General features: G+C 68.8%; 14 protein-coding genes. 11 read left to right on the top strand and 3 right to left on the bottom strand.

Annotation, left to right across the window (positions count from 1 at the left end):
* Nucleotides 1-9 precede the first annotated feature (9 nt).
* The 3 genes from AC07NF_RS25840 to AC07NF_RS25830 all read left to right on the top strand — a co-directional run bounded on the left by AC07NF_RS25840 (nt 10) and on the right by AC07NF_RS25830 (nt 3,512).
* Entirely contained in the window at nt 10-1,485 is a 1,476-nt protein-coding gene (locus tag AC07NF_RS25840) for a pectinesterase family protein (RefSeq protein WP_492811886.1), read from the top strand.
* 147 nt (nt 1,486-1,632) lie between these two features.
* Nucleotides 1,633-3,129, top strand: coding sequence for an MFS transporter (locus AC07NF_RS25835; protein ID WP_494633890.1), 1,497 nt, complete (start codon nt 1,633-1,635; stop codon nt 3,127-3,129).
* A complete protein-coding gene (locus AC07NF_RS25830; RefSeq protein WP_492811884.1) occupies nt 3,126-3,512 on the top strand; it encodes a VOC family protein in 387 nt (128 codons plus the stop codon). The genes AC07NF_RS25835 and AC07NF_RS25830 overlap by 4 nt, the downstream gene beginning before the upstream one ends.
* Before the next feature lie 64 nt (nt 3,513-3,576).
* On the opposite strand, the gene AC07NF_RS25825 is transcribed toward AC07NF_RS25830, so the two are convergent.
* Nucleotides 3,577-6,189 carry a TonB-dependent receptor gene (locus tag AC07NF_RS25825; RefSeq protein ID WP_492811882.1) on the bottom strand — a complete coding sequence of 871 codons (2,613 nt, stop codon included), beginning with the start codon at nt 6,187-6,189 and terminating at the stop codon, nt 3,577-3,579.
* Nucleotides 6,190-6,334: 145 nt separating this feature from the next.
* Between AC07NF_RS25825 and AC07NF_RS25820 the strand changes: the two genes are divergently transcribed.
* Nucleotides 6,335-6,991, top strand: coding sequence for a TetR/AcrR family transcriptional regulator (locus AC07NF_RS25820; protein WP_494633887.1), 657 nt, complete (start codon nt 6,335-6,337; stop codon nt 6,989-6,991).
* Here the strand turns inward: AC07NF_RS25820 and AC07NF_RS25815 are convergent.
* Nucleotides 6,988-7,857, bottom strand: a complete 870-nt coding sequence (locus tag AC07NF_RS25815) for a TetR/AcrR family transcriptional regulator (protein WP_494633885.1) — start codon at nt 7,855-7,857, stop codon at nt 6,988-6,990. The genes AC07NF_RS25820 and AC07NF_RS25815 overlap by 4 nt on opposite strands.
* Nucleotides 7,858-7,910: 53 nt before the next feature.
* Nucleotides 7,911-9,089, bottom strand: a complete 1,179-nt coding sequence (locus tag AC07NF_RS25810; RefSeq protein WP_494633883.1) for an amidohydrolase family protein — start codon at nt 9,087-9,089, stop codon at nt 7,911-7,913.
* A gap of 582 nt (nt 9,090-9,671) precedes the next feature.
* On the opposite strand from AC07NF_RS25810, the gene trbB reads away from it, so the two are divergent.
* From trbB to trbL, 7 genes are all read left to right on the top strand, one after another.
* Nucleotides 9,672-10,580, top strand: coding sequence for a P-type conjugative transfer ATPase TrbB (gene trbB, locus AC07NF_RS25805; RefSeq protein ID WP_494633923.1), 909 nt, complete (start codon nt 9,672-9,674; stop codon nt 10,578-10,580).
* 47 nt (nt 10,581-10,627) lie between these two features.
* A complete protein-coding gene (locus tag AC07NF_RS25800; protein ID WP_494633881.1) occupies nt 10,628-11,029 on the top strand; it encodes a TrbC/VirB2 family type IV secretion system protein in 402 nt (133 codons plus the stop codon).
* The gene (locus AC07NF_RS25795; protein ID WP_492811873.1) at nt 11,029-11,295 is read left to right on the top strand and encodes a VirB3 family type IV secretion system protein; all 267 of its coding nucleotides are present in this window, start codon (nt 11,029-11,031) and stop codon (nt 11,293-11,295) included. Before AC07NF_RS25800 ends, AC07NF_RS25795 begins: the two co-directional genes overlap by 1 nt.
* Nucleotides 11,296-11,298: 3 nt before the next feature.
* Entirely contained in the window at nt 11,299-13,743 is a 2,445-nt protein-coding gene (gene trbE / locus AC07NF_RS25790; RefSeq protein ID WP_494633879.1) for a conjugal transfer protein TrbE, read from the top strand.
* Nucleotides 13,740-14,456: a P-type conjugative transfer protein TrbJ gene (trbJ, locus tag AC07NF_RS25785; RefSeq protein ID WP_494633877.1), complete on the top strand. Its 717-nt coding sequence runs from the start codon at nt 13,740-13,742 to the stop codon at nt 14,454-14,456. The genes trbE and trbJ overlap by 4 nt, the downstream gene beginning before the upstream one ends.
* A complete protein-coding gene (trbK-alt, locus tag AC07NF_RS25780; RefSeq protein ID WP_494633875.1) occupies nt 14,453-14,680 on the top strand; it encodes a putative entry exclusion protein TrbK-alt in 228 nt (75 codons plus the stop codon). The genes trbJ and trbK-alt overlap by 4 nt, the downstream gene beginning before the upstream one ends.
* Nucleotides 14,677-15,630: P-type conjugative transfer protein TrbL (gene trbL / locus AC07NF_RS25775; RefSeq protein WP_494655335.1), on the top strand; the 954-nt coding region annotated here is incomplete at its 3' end. The genes trbK-alt and trbL, both read left to right, overlap by 4 nt.

Genomic DNA, 15,630 nt, shown 5'->3' with positions numbered 1-15,630 from the left:
GAAACGATCATGCGTACGACCCTCATCGCTTCGGCGGCCTTCTTGCTGGCCATGCCCTGCGCGGCGGCGCCGAAACTCTTCCCGGCCGCGGGCGCCAAGAACGTCAACCCGGACACCCAGTTGGTCCTGTCCTTCTCTGCGCCGCCCAAGGTCGGAACCTCGGGGAAGGTCCAGATCCTCGACGCCGCCGACAACAGCGTGGTCGACGTCCTGGACCTGGCGATCCCGGCCTCGCCGGTCCCGGATGGCCGGCCCAAGAGCGCGACGGGCGAGACCAAGTCGCCCGCGCCGCCCAAGCCCGCAGGCCCGGACAATCCGGAGTTCCAGGCGGTCCAGGTCGGTGGGGCGTGGTTCCACTTCTTCCCGGTCACGGCCAAGGCGAGCCGCGCGACCATCCATCCGCACAACGGCGCGCTGAAGTACGGCCGGACCTATGTCGTGAAGCTCGATCCGCAGGTCCTGACCACGGTGGACGGCCAACCGCTGGAGGCCCCCAGGACCTGGACCTTCACCACCAAGGCCACGCCACCGAAGGCCGGCGTCGACCGGGTGATCGTCTCGGCTGACGGCAAGGGCGACTTCAACACCGTGCAGGGCGCGATCGACTTCGCGCCCGCCGCCTCGGCCAAGCCGCTGACGATCTTCATCAAGAACGGCGACTACCAGGAGATCGTCTATCTGAAGGGCAAGTCGAACCTGATCCTGCGCGGCGAGAGCCGCGAGGGCGTGGTCGTGCACTATCCCAACAACAGCGCCTTCAACCGTATCCGCCCGGCGTTCACGGTGACTGAGGCGAGCGACATCCAGCTGTCGACCTTCACGATCCGCAACGACTTCATCGGCCAGGCCGAGGCGCTGTTGCTGCGTGGCGAGCGCAACATCGTCGACCGCATGACCCTGAACGGCTCGGGCGACGCCTTCACGACCTACGGCTCGATCTACATGGTCGACAGCACGCTGACGGGCGATGGCGACACGATCCTCGGCTACGCGGCGTTGTACTGCCTGCGCTGCACGATCAAGTCCGTAGGGCCCTTCACCTGGACCCGGACGCCGAAGGGGCAGCACGGCAACGTCTTCGTCGACTCCAAGCTGATCTATGTCGACAAGCCGCTGCCCTGGTCGATCACGGCGTCCAATCCCGAAGGGCGCAAGACCGAGGGCACGTTCGGCCGCCTGCCGCGCAACGGCCCGGCCAGTTCGCCGATGGCCAATTTTCCTTACGCGGAGTTCGTGCTGATCGACAGCAAGATCGACGGCATTCCACCCGAGGGCTGGGGCGCGGTCGAGGATCGCGCCACCTTCGACTGGTCGAACCTGCGGCTGTTGGAGTTCAACACCAGGGACTTGGCGGGCAAGCCTGTCGACCTTTCCAGCCGGCATCCCGCGATGCGCATGCTGGCGCTGCCGAAGGACGCTCGGACGATTGAGGACTATCGCCGGCCCGAGTTCGTGCTGGGTGGCTGGAAGCCGGTGGTCCGGTGACTGTCAATCGCTCAAGTATGGGGCGGGACGTCTGGGGTTGTGGCTGTCGAAATGTCGGTAATTCTCTAAGATAAGTCGTTTGACTCACGCACCATAAATGCCATCGTTTCCTTCAATGTCCACGCTAAGTGGGCGATGGAGGAAACGATGATGCGCGCAGCAAGCGGTGAGCGTCTGCCGATCGGGGCCAAGCTGTTCTACGGCTTCGGATCGATCGCCTACGGGGTCAAGGACGGCGCCTTCAAGTCGTTCCTGCTGATCTACTACAATCAGGTCGTCGGCTTGCCGGCCGGTCTGGTGGCCAGCGCCATCCTGCTGGCCCTGGTCGCCGACTCCCTGCTGGATCCGCTGATCGGTCAGCTGTCGGACGGCCTGCGTTCGCGCTGGGGGCGGCGGCATCCGTTCATGTACGCCTCGGCCCTGCCGACCGCAGGAAGCTTCCTGTTGCTGTTCATGCCGCCCGCCGGCTGGTCGCACGGCGCGCTGTTCGGCTACATCGTCGTGACCTCGATCCTGGTGCGCAGCTTCATCGCGCTCTACGAGATCCCCAGCTCCGCCCTCGGCCCCGAGCTCAGCGCCGACTATGACGAGCGCACCGCGATCATGGCCTATCGCTACATGTTCGCGATCGTCGGCGGATCGCTGCTCTACATCGTCACCCTGAAAGTCTTCCTGCGCCCTGACGCCGATCACGCGGTGGGCCTGCTCAATCCGGAGGGGTGGTGGCGCTACGCCGTCACCGCGGCCATCGTCATGGCCTTGTCGATCCTCGTCTCGGCCGCCGGCACTCACGGCCGGATCGCCACCTTCCGCCAGCCGCCGGCGCGGCCTCGCCGGACACTGGGGGCGGTGCTGGGCGAAATGCGCCAGAGTCTCGGGCACGGCTCCTTCCTGGCCCTGATGGCCTATGGGGTCATCAAGTTCACCGGCACCGGGGTGGTCAGCGCCCTGGCGCTCTATTTCGCCACCTACTGGTGGAAGCTGAGCTCGGGCCAGATTGCGTTCCTGGCGCTGGACGCCCTGATCGGCTCGCTGCTGGCTCTGCCGCTGGCCCCGCGCCTCTCGCGGCTGCTGGGCAAGAAGCAGGCGGCGATCGTCCTGCTGGCGGTGACTGTCGTGCTGGGCTTGCTGCCGTTCGCGCTGCGCATGGCCGGCTGGTTCCCCGTCGAGGGCTCAAAGCTTCTGGTGCCCGCGCTGCTGGCGATCCAGACCCTCTATTGGACCTGCGGGGTGGTGTCGGTGATCATGATCACCGCCATGCTGTCGGACGTCATCGACGACAGCGCCGTCCGCACGGGTCGCCGGGCCGAAGGTCTGTTCTTCGCCGCCAACAGCATCGTCCAGAAGTGCGTCTCTGGCCTGGGCGTGTTCGTCTCGGGCCTGCTGCTCAGCGTCGTCGCCTTTCCCAAGGGCGCCAGCCCCGCGACTGTGGACCCGCAGGTCGTCACGCGGTTGGTGCTGGTCTACGCCCCGACCCTGGTGGTGCTGTACGGCGTCGGCATGACCTGCCTCCTGGGCTATCGCATCACGCGCGAGCGCCACGCCGAGAACGTGCGCCTGCTGGCCGAGCGCGAGGCGGGCGCTGTTGAGGCCTCTGACGCCCAGCCCGCCGTCGCGGCCATCCTGTCGGCGGTGAAGGCATGAGTGTCGCCCAGAGCTTCCTGAAGATCTTCGTCGCCGACCTCGACCGGTCGGCGGCCTTCTACGCCGACGCGCTGGGCCTGGTCCCGGGCGGGCGAATGGCCGCGCCGGCGTTCGACGAGTTGATCCTGCGCGCGCCGGCGGGCCAAGTGGGCGGCAGCATCGTGCTGTGCCGCTGGCGCGACGGCCGCGTGTTGGCGCTGGGCAACGCCAGTGGTCCGATCGGTTTCAGTGTCACCGATGTCGACGCCGTCCATGATCGCGTCCTCGCGGCGGGCGGGACCAGCCGTCTGGCGCCGTGCAGCCTGGGCGCGGCGCGCTTGGCCTTCGTTGTCGACCTGGACGGTCACGAGCTGGAGCTGCTGGACCTCGGTTCGGTCGCGTAAACATCCAAAAGAAAAGGGCCTCGGCGCGAACGCCGAGGCCCGAGTGATCCCCGAGGTAGGGGCCTTAGAAGCGCGCGCGGACCGTCGCGCCCCAGGTGCGCGGATCGCCCAGATAGGCCGAGTAGGAGCCTTGGAAGGCGCTGTCGAAGATCACCTGGGCGTAGTCTTGGTTCAGCAGGTTCTGCGCCCACAGCTCGATGGCCAGTTTCTCGTCCGGCGCGCGCAGGCCCAGGCGCGCATTGACCACCGTGAAGCCCTTCTGGACCTTGTTCGGCGCCAGGTTGGAGCCGGTGTTGTAATGGCTGCTGGTGCGGGCGTTGACATAGGCCAGGCCCGTCCAGCCCGACGACCCGATCGGCGGCGTCCAGGTCACAGCGTTGGTGAAGACCGTGCGCGGGGCGTTCGACATCTGCTGGCCGGGCAGGCGCGACAGTGACGGGCTGAGGGGCGAGCCGATCGCGTCGCCGACCAGCTGGTCGGCATAGCTCGTGTCGGCATAGGTGGCCGCCGAGGTTAGGCTCAGATGCTGCATCGGCCGCCAGGCGGCTTCCAGCTCCACCCCCTTGGCGATGACGCCGGCCTTGACGTCGCCCGGCGCGCAGGCCCCGGTCGTGGCGCTGGTATCGCGGTCGCCGCCGTTCAGGTTCGCGCCGCAGCCATTGATGGTGGCCACGATATAGACCGTGCCGTCGAAGGTGTTGAGCTGGAAGTTGTCGAACCGCTGGTAGAAGGCCGAGGCCGTCAGCGACAGGCCGCCCTGACTGTACTTTGCCCCCAGCTCGAAGGCGTCGACCTTCTCCGGATCGAAGCGCAGTTTCGCCACCGAGGCGTTGGTCAGCACCGTGGTGGCCGGGCCCAGGGCCGAGCGGTCCAGGTTGAAGCCGCCGGCCTTGTAACCCTTCGAGTAGCTGCCATAGACCATCAAGGGTTCGGACGGCTTCCACGACAGCACCGCTGTGCCGGTGATCTCGCTCTCCTTGTGGCTGTCGGCCAGGTTCAGGCTGTTCAGTTCCGAGGTCGAGTTGCCCTGGCAGGCCAGGCCCACGATGCCGGCGCTGACGCCCGGCAGCGCGCGCACGCGCGGGCAGACGGTGTTGGTGTTGCGGAACGCCGCCGAGAAATCCTTGCTCTCGTGCGTGTAGCGGGCGCCCAGGGTCAGATCGACCGTTGGCGTGAGGTGGACGATGTTGTGGGTGAAGATCGCCGCGCTCTTGCTGGTCTGGCTGTAGCGCGTGCGGTCGTCACCCATGTTCTGGATCGAATAGAGCAGGTCCAGCGCCTGGACGGTTGGCGAGGCCGCGCCGCCCAGCGCCGCGCGGCCGGTCGGGGTCAGGCAGCCGGCGGCGTTGGCGTCGACCAGCGCCCGGTTGATGCCGTTGACGATCAGGCACGAGGAGAACGGGCCGTACTCCGCGCCGAACTTCAGCGTGCTGCCGACCTCGAGCGTCTCGTGCGAATAGAAGCCGCCGACCAGCCAGTCGAGGCGGTCGTTGAACGCGTCGCCCTGCAGGCGCAGCTCCTGCGAGAAGGTCTTGAAGGTGCGGCCCGAGCCCTCGCGGTCGATGTGCAGGATGTCGACCAGATTGTACTCGGCGTCCGCGCCCTGGGCGCCGTTGTAGTTGCGATAGGCGGTGATCGAGGTGGCCTCGGCGCCGGCCAGCTTCCAGTTCAGCTCCAGCGACGCGCCGCGATCCTTGGTCGTGCCGGCGAAGGTCGTGCCCGGCGAGACAGCGACCTTGCGGTCATAGGGATCGTTGCGCGAGGGATAGAGCTGATCGACGGTGGCCGGCGCGACCAAGGTCAGCACCCGTACCGCGGCGTTGACGTTCGGGTCGAGCAGGGCGGAGTTGCCGGGCGCGATCTTGTCGGTGGCGAACACCGCGCCGCAGCACGACTCGCTCCGCTTGGAATAGTCGGCGATCAGCCGGGCCGAGAAGGTGTCGGTCGGCTCCCACAGCAGTTGGCCGCGCAGGAAGTAGCGGTCGCGGGTGTTGATCTCGGCGCCGGTGTTGACGTCCGTGTAGAAGCCGCCGCGCTTTTCCCAGACGCCCTCGATCTTGCCGGCCAGGGTGGGGGTGATCGGCCCGGTGACGCCGCCTTCGAGGCGACGGTATCGGAAGTCGCCGACGCTGGCGAAGGCGTAGCCCTCGGTCTGGAACTGCGGCTTGCGGGTGATGATGTGCAGCAGGCCGGCCGAGGCGTTGCGGCCGAACAGCGTGCCTTGCGGCCCGCGCAGCACCTCGACGCGCTCGATCTCGCCCAGCTCGTTTAGGCCCACGCCCGTGCGCGAGCGGTAGACGCCGTCGATGAAGATGGCCACCGAGCTTTCGAGGCCGGCGTTGTCGCCGACCGTGCCAATGCCGCGGACGCGGGCCGAGGTGTTGGATTCCGAGCCGGTCGAGGACACCAGCAGCGACGGGTTCAGCTGGTTTAGCGCCCGCACGTCGGTGGCGCCGGAGTTGCGCAGCGCCTGCGCGCCCACCGCCGAGATGGCCAGCGGCACGTCGGACAGCGCCTGTTCGCGGCGCGTGGCGGTGACGATGATCTCGTCCACCTGGGCGACCTGCTCGGGCGAGGCTGGGCGGGCGTAGCTGGATTGGGCCTGCGCCGTTGAAAATGACGCAAACGCTAATAATGCCGCGCCGGAGCACAGGCGGGCGCGCGAAGACAAGGTCATATGATCCTCCCCGTGGCCTTCTTGCGCGATGTGCGCGGCCTTGATTTCGAATAGAAGGTACGGATGAGGTCCTCGTCAAGAGAGTTTACATGCAAACCAATAGTGGCGCGTTTCGTGCGGACGGTATCCGGAGCTGACGGAGCGCGTGGCGGGGTTTGACAATCGCGCGGCGGTGGCCAACATCGGGTCCATGGACGTCCAGGAAGAGCTTCGCAGCCGCAAGAGCGCGCCCGCGCGCATCGCGCAGATCCTCGACATCGCCGATGGGCTGGTGATCGAGACCGGAGGCTTGCCGATCTCGATGAAGCGGGTCGGCGACGCCATGGGCGCCAGCCGGGCGCTGGTCTATGCCTATTTCCCCGACGCCGATCAGTTGGCCGAGGCCGTGCTGGAGCGGCGCATGCAGTGGCTGGGCGAGGCTGGCCTCGCCACGGCGCTGGAGTCGGGCGAGTTTGGCGCGCGCGCCATGGCCGCCGCGCGGGTCTATCTGGATCACGTCGCGCGCCATGGCCCGGTGGTGCACGTCGCCGTCCGCGACCTTCCCAAGGCCCGCGCACGCGGCGGCAAGGCGCGGGGGCATGTGGCCGCGATCGCCCGGTTGGCGCGCGCGGCGCGGCGCGACCTGCGGCTTTCGGCGCATGAGGCCCTGGTGCTGATCGAGCTGCTGGTCGCCATTCCCGAGGAGGCCGGGCGGTTGGTGTTCGAGGGGGCGCTCGACCTTGGCGAGGCCCAGGCGCTGTGCGCGCGCCTGATGTCTAACGGGATCGATTCGGTTCGCCCGCGCGGAGCGCGGACGGCCTAGGGCGCGTCCTGGCGCGCGGCCGCCGCGTTGCTGTTGGCGCCGGCGATGATCACCGGCAGGCACAGGCGCTCGGCGACCTCCAGGGTCGTGCGGCCCGAGGCCAGCATTCCGCCGGCGCGGCGCGTCACGGCGGTCAGGACCGCCGTCGAGCCATAGGCCACGGACCGGCTCATGCCGTAGCGGGCGCCCAGCGACTCGACGATCGGCTCGACGGCGATCTCGGCGGCCTTCTGGCGTTCGTCCTGCAGGCTTTCGCGCACTTCGGCGTCGCGCATCAGGATCTGCAGGGTCGGGCCGCGCGCGATGGCCTCGTGGAAATAGCCGAGGGTCGACAGGATGATGCGGGTCAGGTTGTCCTCGCCCCGGGCGATCTGCAGCTGGCGGCGCTGCTCCAGGGCGGCCAGCTCGCGCCGGGCCAGCGAGGCCAGCAGGTCGGCGCGGCCGGCGAAGCAGTTGTGGGCCTGGGCTTCGCTGATCCCGGCGTCACGGGCCACGCGCTTGAGGGTCACCTCGGCCAGGCCCTCGGCCAGGATGATGCCGACCGCGGTGTCCATCAGCTGGTCGCGCCGGTCCCCGGGCGACAGACGCGTGCGGGCGCGGCGGGCGGTGAACTGCTCGGCGCCGACGATGATCTCGGGCGCAGTCCTGGAGGGCGCCGGCGGCAGCGCGGGTCGCGCGGGCGCGGCGGCCGCCCCTTGCCGCGTCCAGTGGGTGCGGGCGGGGCGGGGGATCAATAGGCGGTCGCAGAGCTTGGCCAGGCCGTTGGCGCTCAGGCCCACCTCGGCGGCCGCGCCGGCCAGCGGCTTGGACCAGACGAGGTCGTAGAGCTGCTGGCGGGAATACTTGGCCGAGGTCTTTTCGCGCATGGGCCAAGGTTGGGCCGCGGGACCGCCAATTGCAATCCCACGGCGCCGGTACGTTACTCGGCGGCGATGCTGGCCGCGCTGTCCTGCATGCCCATCATCTGTTCGTAGTTGCGGCGGTAGAAGGCGTCGAGCTGGGCCTCCTCCAGCCCGCCCAGCGAGCGCTCGAAGCGGCCGATCGGGTCGGGCGTGCCTTCCGGGTGCGGATAGTCGCTGGAGAACAGGAAGAGGTCGGCGCCGGCGTCGCGGATCATCCGGCCGACATCCTCGCTGGGGAAGGGCGTGAACTTCACCGCGCGGCGCAGATATTCCGACGGCTTCAAGTCCAGTTCCTGCAGGTACGGATCGGTCTTGCGGAACGAGGCGTAGGAATAGTCGAGTTGGCGCAGGAAGTCTGGCACCCAGCCGGCGCCCGACTCGATCACCCCGCCGCGCAGCGCCGGGAAGCGGTTGAAGACGCCGTCATAGATCATCGCCGTCAGGAACTCCTGCGGCGCGTACCACAGGCACATGTAGTCGGCGAAGCGCAGGTTCTCGCCGCCGCCGTGCAGGTCGGGCGCGCGTTCGCGGCCGTTGTTGTGGAAGGGCTTGGGCTGGGTGCGGGTGCCCGGGCCGATGTGCAGCATGAACGGCACGTTGGCCGCCTCCAGGCGACGCCAGAACGGGTCGAGGTCCGGGTGGCCCGGCGAGCGGTCGCCGGCCGGCGACGCCGAGAACATCACCGCGCCCGCGCCCATCTCCAGGGCCGCGTCCAGCTCGGCCAGCGCGCGCAGCGGATTGTCCAGCGGCACGAAGGCGACGGCCACCAGGCGCGGATCGACGGCGCAGAAGGCGCATTGCGCGCGGTTCAGCGCCTGGGCCGCGACGTACATGGTCTCCTCGTCCTCGGCCTTGGTGACCGCGCCCAGGCCGAAGGTCGGGAACACCAGCTGGCTGCCAAAGCCCAGCCAGTCCAGGGCCTTGATGCGCTCGTCGGTGTCGAAGGCGCCGTAGCCCAGCCAACCCTTGGCGCCGGCGATCGGGTTCTCGGCGGCGGCGGCTTCGGCCGCCGGGTCGCCTTTGCGCGCCTTGGCCTGGTCGATCAGCTTGACGATCCGGCGGCCGGTCTCGCGCTCCGAATAGAGCGAGCCCAGCTTCTCGCGATGCGCGCCCTCCAGATAGGGCTCCAGCCACTCGGCCGTCTCCATGGTGTGGCTGTCGGCGTCGTGGATCACGCGCCCCTTCGAATAGGTCATCGTTATCTCCCTGTCTGACCCGGCCGCCCTGGGAGCGGTCTTAGATTTCGACCCTACGCTCACTTCTTATGGTGCGTGAGTCAATTTATTTGTAGCGCTGTATGGCGACACTTTCCCTCGCTGGCGAAGCTGCGCGATGCGAAGTGGTGCGCGGGACATTTCGAGGGGCGAAGATATCGCCCGCCCGTCAGGCCTGGGCATTGTCCCTGGGGGACGGCGTCGCGCCAGAACCTGGCCGGCGACGCAAGGCGGGCATCGTGCTCCTGCAGCTGGCGAAGATCGATGAGGCCGTGGCCGTCGAACTCCTGGCGGCTGCGTGGTCGTTTGCGCATCGGTCCGTTGGACCGCGCAGACAGGCAGGGGGTGTCGCCGCCGTACGGGTGCTGTCGGCCTAGACTGGCCACAGACGCCACCGATCTCAGCTTGTCTTTGTACGCCCACGGTACGATCGACCGATTTGGCTGTTGAGATCGGCCAAGCATAGGTCTTCTTACTCATCCCCGTAGCCAACGGGGACCTGCCGTGGACCTTTCCGAAACCCAAGCCGCCCAAGCCCAAACAGGACGTGAGCGCAGCCGCCAGATGCTGCGCACCGCCCTTGGTCCGCTGCTGCTGGCGCGGCTTGAAGATCCCGGCGTGGCCGAGGTCATGCTTAATCCTGACGGCCGGGTGTGGGTCGACCGTTTCGAGGGCGGCCAGATCGATACTGGCCTGACAGTTTCTCCTGAGGACGCTGAGCGTATCCTGCGTCTGGTGGCCCACCATGTGGCCGCCGAAATTCATTCTGGCCGGCCGCGACTATCGGCCAAACTCCCAGGCTCGGGCGAGCGGTTCGAGGGCTGGGCGCCGCCGGTCGTGGCCGCCCCGAGCTTCGCCATCCGCAAGCCCGCCAGCCTGCTCTTTTCCTTCGACGACTATGTCCGCGACGGGGTGATGACGGCGCGGGAAGGCGAGGTGTTGGCCGCCGCCGTGCGGGGCCGCGACAACATCCTGATCGCCGGCCAGACCTCGAGCGGCAAGACCACCCTGGGCAACACCTTGCTGGCCGAGATCGCGGCGAGCGGCGACCGGGTGATCATCGCCGAGGACCTGCCCGAGCTCAAATGCGCCGCGCAGAACCAGGTGGCGATGAACACCTGCGACGGCCTCGTCAGCATGACCGACCTCGTGCGCTCGGCCCTGCGCCTGCGTCCCGACCGGATCATCATCGGCGAGGTGCGCGGGCCCGAGGCGCTGGACCTGATCAAGGCCTGGGGCACGGGGCATCCGGGCGGCGTGGCCACGCTACATGCCGGCTCGGCCCTGGGCGCCTTGCTGCGCCTGGAGCAGCTGATCCAGGAAGCGGTGCTCACTGTGCCGCGTGGCCTGATCGCCCAGACCATCGACGTCATCGCCGTGCTGGCCGGGCGTGGCCGACAGCGACGCTTGATCGAGCTTGTCCGCCTGGAGGGCCAGGCGCCCGACGGCGCCTATCAGCTCAGCCCCGTCTGAGGCCCTAAGAGCCTTAAACCCCAGACATCGTTGAAGGAGATGGTCTCGTGTCCACGCGCCTTGCCTTGCCGCGCGCGCCCATGCCTGCCTGCAGGGCGTTTTGCCTGCCGTCCCGCACGTCCGTTCGTGACCGGCTTCCCAGGCCCAAGTCCTGGATCTTCGCCGGCTTGACCCTGGGCCTGACATTGATCAGCCCCCAGGCGCAGGCAGCCGGCTCGGGCATGCCCTGGGAAGAGCCATTGCAGCAGATCCTGGAGTCGGTCGAAGGGCCGGTGGCCAAGATCATTGCTGTGATCATCATCATCGTCACGGGCCTGACCTTGGCGTTCGGCGAGAGCTCGGGCGGATCGCGCAAGCTGATCCAGATCGTCTTTGGCCTGTCGATCGCCTTCGCCGCCAGCTCCTTTTTCCTGTCGTTCTTCTCGTTCGGCGGCGGAGCGCTGGTCTGATGGCTGGTGATCGCGCCCTGGGGTTCGCAGCGCCCGTCCATCGGGCCTTGATCGAGCCGATGCTCCTGGCCGGCGCCCCGCGCGCGATCGCCCTGGTCAACGCCACCTTGGCCGCGGCCTTGGGGCTGGGTCTTCGCCTGTGGCTCGTGGGCCTGCTGGTCTGGCTGCTTGGCCATGGCCTGGCGGTGTGGGCCGCGCGCGGTGACCCGCAGATCTTCGAGGTCGGCCGCCGCCACGTGCGTCTGCCGGCCCATCTGGGGGTCTAGAGCGTGCTCGACCTTCGCGAATACGCCACACGCCCCGCGCGGCTGGCCGACTACCTGCCTTGGGCCGCCCTCGTGGCGCCCGGCGTGGTGCTCAACAAGGACGGCGGCTTTCAGCGGAGCGCCGAGTTCCGGGGCCCCGACCTCGATAGCGCAACCAACGCCGAGGTGGCCGCCGTCGCCGCCCGCCTGAACGGCGCCCTGCGGCGCCTGGGTTCGGGCTGGGCGATCTTCATCGAGGCGCGCCGTGATCCCTCGGCGTCCTATCCCGATAGCGTCTTTCCCGACCCGGTCTCGGCTCTGGTCGATGAAGAGCGGCGCGCCGATTTCCAGGACAGCGGCGACCACTTCGAGAGCCGCTACTTCCTGACCCTGAGCTATTTGCCGCCAGCCCAGGAGCGGGGTCGTTTCGAAAGGCTGTTCGTCGAAGGCCGCCGTGGCGCCGACATCGACTGGAGCGCCGAGCTGGCCGCCTTCGTCGATCGCACCGACCGGTTTCTGGCCCTGCTCGACGGACTGATGCCGCGCCTGGCCTGGCTCGATGACGCCGCGACCCTGAGCATGCTGCACGGCGCGGTCTCGACCACGCGCCAGCGCGTGGCCGTGCCCGACACCCCGATCTATCTCGACAGCCTGCTGGCGACACAGCCCCTGGCTAGCGGGCTCGAACCGCGCCTTGGCCGCGCCCACCTGCGGGTCCTGACGCTGGTCGGTTTTCCGCCGGCGACGACGCCGGGCCTGCTCGACGACCTCAATCGGCTGGCCTTCGCTTACCGCTGGTCGACCCGGGCTCTGTGCTTGGACAAGACGCTGGCCACGGGCCTGCTGACCAAGATTCGCCGCCAGTGGTTCGCCAAGCGCAGGTCGGTGCTGGTGCTGCTGCGCGAGGCCCTGACCCAGGAACCCTCGGCCCTGGTCGACAACGACGCGGCCAACAAGGCCGCGGAAGCCGACCTGGCCCTGCAGGATCTCGGCGGCGACGCGGTGGCCTATGCCTATGTCACCGCCAGCCTGGTGGTCTGGGACGAGGATCCGGCCCGCGCCGACGCCAAGCTGGCCCTGGCCGAGAAGGTCATCCAAGGGCGCGAGCTGACGGTCATTCGCGAGACCGTCAACGCCGCCGAGGCGTGGCTGGGGACCATCCCCGGCCACGTCTACGCCAACATCCGCCAGCCGCCGCTCTCGACCCTGAACCTGGCGCACCTGGCGCCCATGTCAGCAGTCTGGGCCGGGCCGCAGCGCAACCAACACCTGGACGGGCCGCCGCTGCTGATCGCGCGCACGGCCGGTTCGACGCCGTTTCGCCTGAGCCTGCATGTCGACGATGTCGGTCACACCCTGATCGTGGGCCAGACCGGCGCGGGCAAAAGCGTGCTCCTGGCGATGCTGGCCCTGTCGTTTCGCCGCTATGCCGGGGCGCAGATCTTCGCTTTCGACTTTGGCGCCTCCAGTCGCGCGGCCGTGCTGGGCATGGGCGGCGATTTCCACGACCTGGCCGGTGAGGGCGGCAAGGCCGCCAAGCTTCAGCCGCTGGCGATGATCGATGGACCCGAAGAGCGCGCCTGGGCCGCCGACTGGCTGGCGGCGATCCTGGCCCGCGAAGGCGTCGCCATCACCCCGGCCGTGCGCGAGCATCTGTGGGCGGCGCTCGGCAGCCTGGCCAGCGCGCCGGCGCGCGAACGCACCCTGACCGGCCTGGTGGCGCTGCTGGCCAGTCCGCCGCTGAAAGCCGCGCTGGCCCCGTTCATCCTGGGCGGCCCGCATGGGCGATTGCTGGATGGCGCGGGTGAGAGACTCGGCGAGGCCGATGTCCAGGTCTTCGAGACCGAGGGCCTGGCCCGGGCGGCGGTCGCGCCGGCGGTCCTGACCTATCTCTTCCATCGCATCGCCCGGCGCCTGGATGGCCGGCCGACCCTGATCCTGATCGACGAGGGCTGGCTGGCGCTTGACGACCCCGCCTTCGGGGCGCAGTTGCGCGAGTGGCTGAAAACCCTGCGCAAGAAGAACGCCTCGGTGGTTTTCGCCACCCAGTCCCTGGCGGACGTGACCAGCAGCGCCATCGCCGCGACGATCATCGAAAGCTGCCCGACCCGGATCTTCCTGCCCAATCCGCGCGCGCTCGAGCCGCAGGGCGCGGCCGCCTACGCCCGCTTTGGCCTCAACGACCGCCAGATCGAGATCCTGGCTCGCGCGACCCCGGCTCGTGACTACTACCTGCAATCGCGGGCAGGAGATCGCCTGTTTGACCTCAGTCTCGGGCCCGTGGCCCTGGCCTTCTGCGCGGCCTCGGGCAAGGCCGACCAGGCCCTGATCAGCAAGGTGCTGGGAAGCCACGGCAAGCAAGGCTTCGCCGCCGCCTGGCTGCGCGCCAAGCGCCTGACCTGGGCCGCCGACCTCCTGCCGGGCGGATCGGCCGCCCGGCCTGACGCCTCCCCGGAGACATTGTCATGACCTCTACCCGCCGCCGGCTGGCGATCGTCTTGGTCGCGAGCCTGCTCGCGGCTAGGCCGACCGCCTCTTCCGTGGCCTTGGCCCAGGTCACGGTCTTTGACCCGACCAACTACGCCCAGAACGTCCTGCAGGCCGCCCGCGCCCTGCAGACCATCAACAACCAGATCACCTCGCTGCAGAACCAGGCGCAGATGCTGACCGGTCAGGCCAAGAGCCTGGCCAGTTTGCCGTACTCTTCGCTGGCGGCGCTACAGGCGCAGGTTGATCGCACGCGCGGGCTCCTGGCGCAGGCTCAAGGCCTGGCTTTCGACGTCGCCCAGATCCGCGAAGCCTTTCGCACCCAGTACGGCGCGGCGGACCTGTCGATGAGCGACGCGGTGTTGACCCAGCGCGCCGACGCTCGCTGGAGCGCGGCGTTGGCCGGGTTCCAGGACGCCCTGAAGGTGCAGGCCGGCGTCGTCGGTGGCCTGGGCGCCAGCCGCGATCAGCTGACTGCGTTGGTGGGACAAAGCCAGGGCGCCGTCGGCGGCCTGCAGGCCGCCCAGGCCGGCAATCAGCTCCTCGCCCTCCAGGCCCAGCAGCTGTCGGACCTGCTTGCCCTCAGCGCCGCCCAGGGCAGGGCTCAGGCCCTGGAGGCGGCCGACCGCGCCGCCGCGCGCGCCGACGCCAAGGCCCGGTTTTCCAAGTTCATGGGGAGCGCAGGCGCGCCATGACCCGGCTCTTCGTCTGGGGGATAGCCCTCATCTTTTTGCTGGGCGCGGCGGTCTTGAAGGACGGGGCGCCCCAGCCGTCTTCCGCCCCGGTGGTCAGGGCCGCGGCGCGCGATCCAGAGCTGGCCCGCTGTCAGGCGCTGGGCGAGACCGGCGGGCAGGACGCGCAATGCCGCGCGGCCTGGGCCAAGGCGCGGGCGCGGTTCTTCGGCGGAGCGGCGTCATGAACGACGTTGGCGTCATCGATCGTTTCTTCGACACCTTCAACCGCTACTTGGACTCTGGGTTTGGGCTGCTCAGCGGGGAGGTGGCATTCCTCTCAACCACCCTGGTGGCGATCGACGTCACCCTGGCGGCGCTGTTCTGGGCCTGGGCGTCGAACGAGGATGTCCTAGCCCGTCTGATCAAGAAGACCCTCTATGTCGGGTTCTTCGCCTTCCTGATCGGCAACTTCCAAGCCCTGTCGCTCGTGGTGCTCAAGAGCTTCTCAGGCCTGGGCCTGAAAGCTTCGGGCGCGGGGGTCTCGGCCGAGGACTTCCTGCGGCCAGGGCGCCTGGCGGCCCTGGGGGTGTCGGCCTGCAAGCCGATCTTGGAAGCGGCGGCTGAGTTGGGCGGCTTTCCGGGCTTCTTTGAGAATATCGTCCAGATCGTCATCTTGCTTGTGGTGGCGCTCTTGGTGATCGTCGCCTTCTTCATCATCGCCATTCAGGTCTTCGTGGTTCTGATCGAGTTCAAGCTGGTCACCCTGGCCGGCTTCGTCCTCGTGCCCTTCGGGCTCTTTGGCCGCACCGCGTTCCTGGCCGAGAAGGTGCTGGGCAACGTCATCGCCAGCGGCGTGAAGGTCATGGTGCTGGCCATTGTCGTCGGCATCGGCGCCTCGCTGTTTTCCGAGTTCACCAGCGCCGCCAGCGGCCAGCCAACCCTCGAAGAGGTACTGGCCATGGCCCTGGCCGCCCTGACCTTGCTGGGCCTGTCGATCTTCGGGCCTGGCGTGGCCTCAGGCCTGGTGTCGGGCGGGCCGCAGCTGGGCGCCGGCGCGGCCGTCGGCACGGGTCTCGTGGTTGGCGGCATGACCATGGCCGGCGTCGCCGCCGCCCAGATGGTCGCCGGCGGCGCCGCAAGCTCCGGAGCCGGGGCGGCCGCAGCGGCGGCGGGCGGGGGGCGGCCTCCGCCAGCG

The sequence above is a fragment of the Caulobacter sp. GW821-FHT10A06 genome, assembly GCF_059415805.1.
The sequence above is the reverse complement of the archived record's forward strand: the minus strand, read 5'-3'. Positions and strand labels throughout refer to the sequence as shown.

What these genes read in the sequence shown, in the direction of transcription:
- AC07NF_RS25840 (WP_492811886.1), top strand. Translation starts at nt 10, where the DNA reads ATGCGTACGACCCTCATCGCTTCGGCGGCCTTCTTGCTGGCCATGCCC.
- AC07NF_RS25835 (WP_494633890.1), top strand. Translation starts at nt 1,633, where the DNA reads ATGATGCGCGCAGCAAGCGGTGAGCGTCTGCCGATCGGGGCCAAGCTG.
- AC07NF_RS25830 (WP_492811884.1), top strand. Translation starts at nt 3,126, where the DNA reads ATGAGTGTCGCCCAGAGCTTCCTGAAGATCTTCGTCGCCGACCTCGAC.
- AC07NF_RS25825 (WP_492811882.1), bottom strand. Translation starts at nt 6,189, where the DNA reads ATGACCTTGTCTTCGCGCGCCCGCCTGTGCTCCGGCGCGGCATTATTA.
- AC07NF_RS25815 (WP_494633885.1), bottom strand. Translation starts at nt 7,857, where the DNA reads ATGCGCGAAAAGACCTCGGCCAAGTATTCCCGCCAGCAGCTCTACGAC.
- AC07NF_RS25810 (WP_494633883.1), bottom strand. Translation starts at nt 9,089, where the DNA reads ATGACCTATTCGAAGGGGCGCGTGATCCACGACGCCGACAGCCACACC.
- trbB (WP_494633923.1), top strand. Translation starts at nt 9,672, where the DNA reads ATGCTGCGCACCGCCCTTGGTCCGCTGCTGCTGGCGCGGCTTGAAGAT.
- AC07NF_RS25795 (WP_492811873.1), top strand. Translation starts at nt 11,029, where the DNA reads ATGGCTGGTGATCGCGCCCTGGGGTTCGCAGCGCCCGTCCATCGGGCC.
- trbJ (WP_494633877.1), top strand. Translation starts at nt 13,740, where the DNA reads ATGACCTCTACCCGCCGCCGGCTGGCGATCGTCTTGGTCGCGAGCCTG.
- trbK-alt (WP_494633875.1), top strand. Translation starts at nt 14,453, where the DNA reads ATGACCCGGCTCTTCGTCTGGGGGATAGCCCTCATCTTTTTGCTGGGC.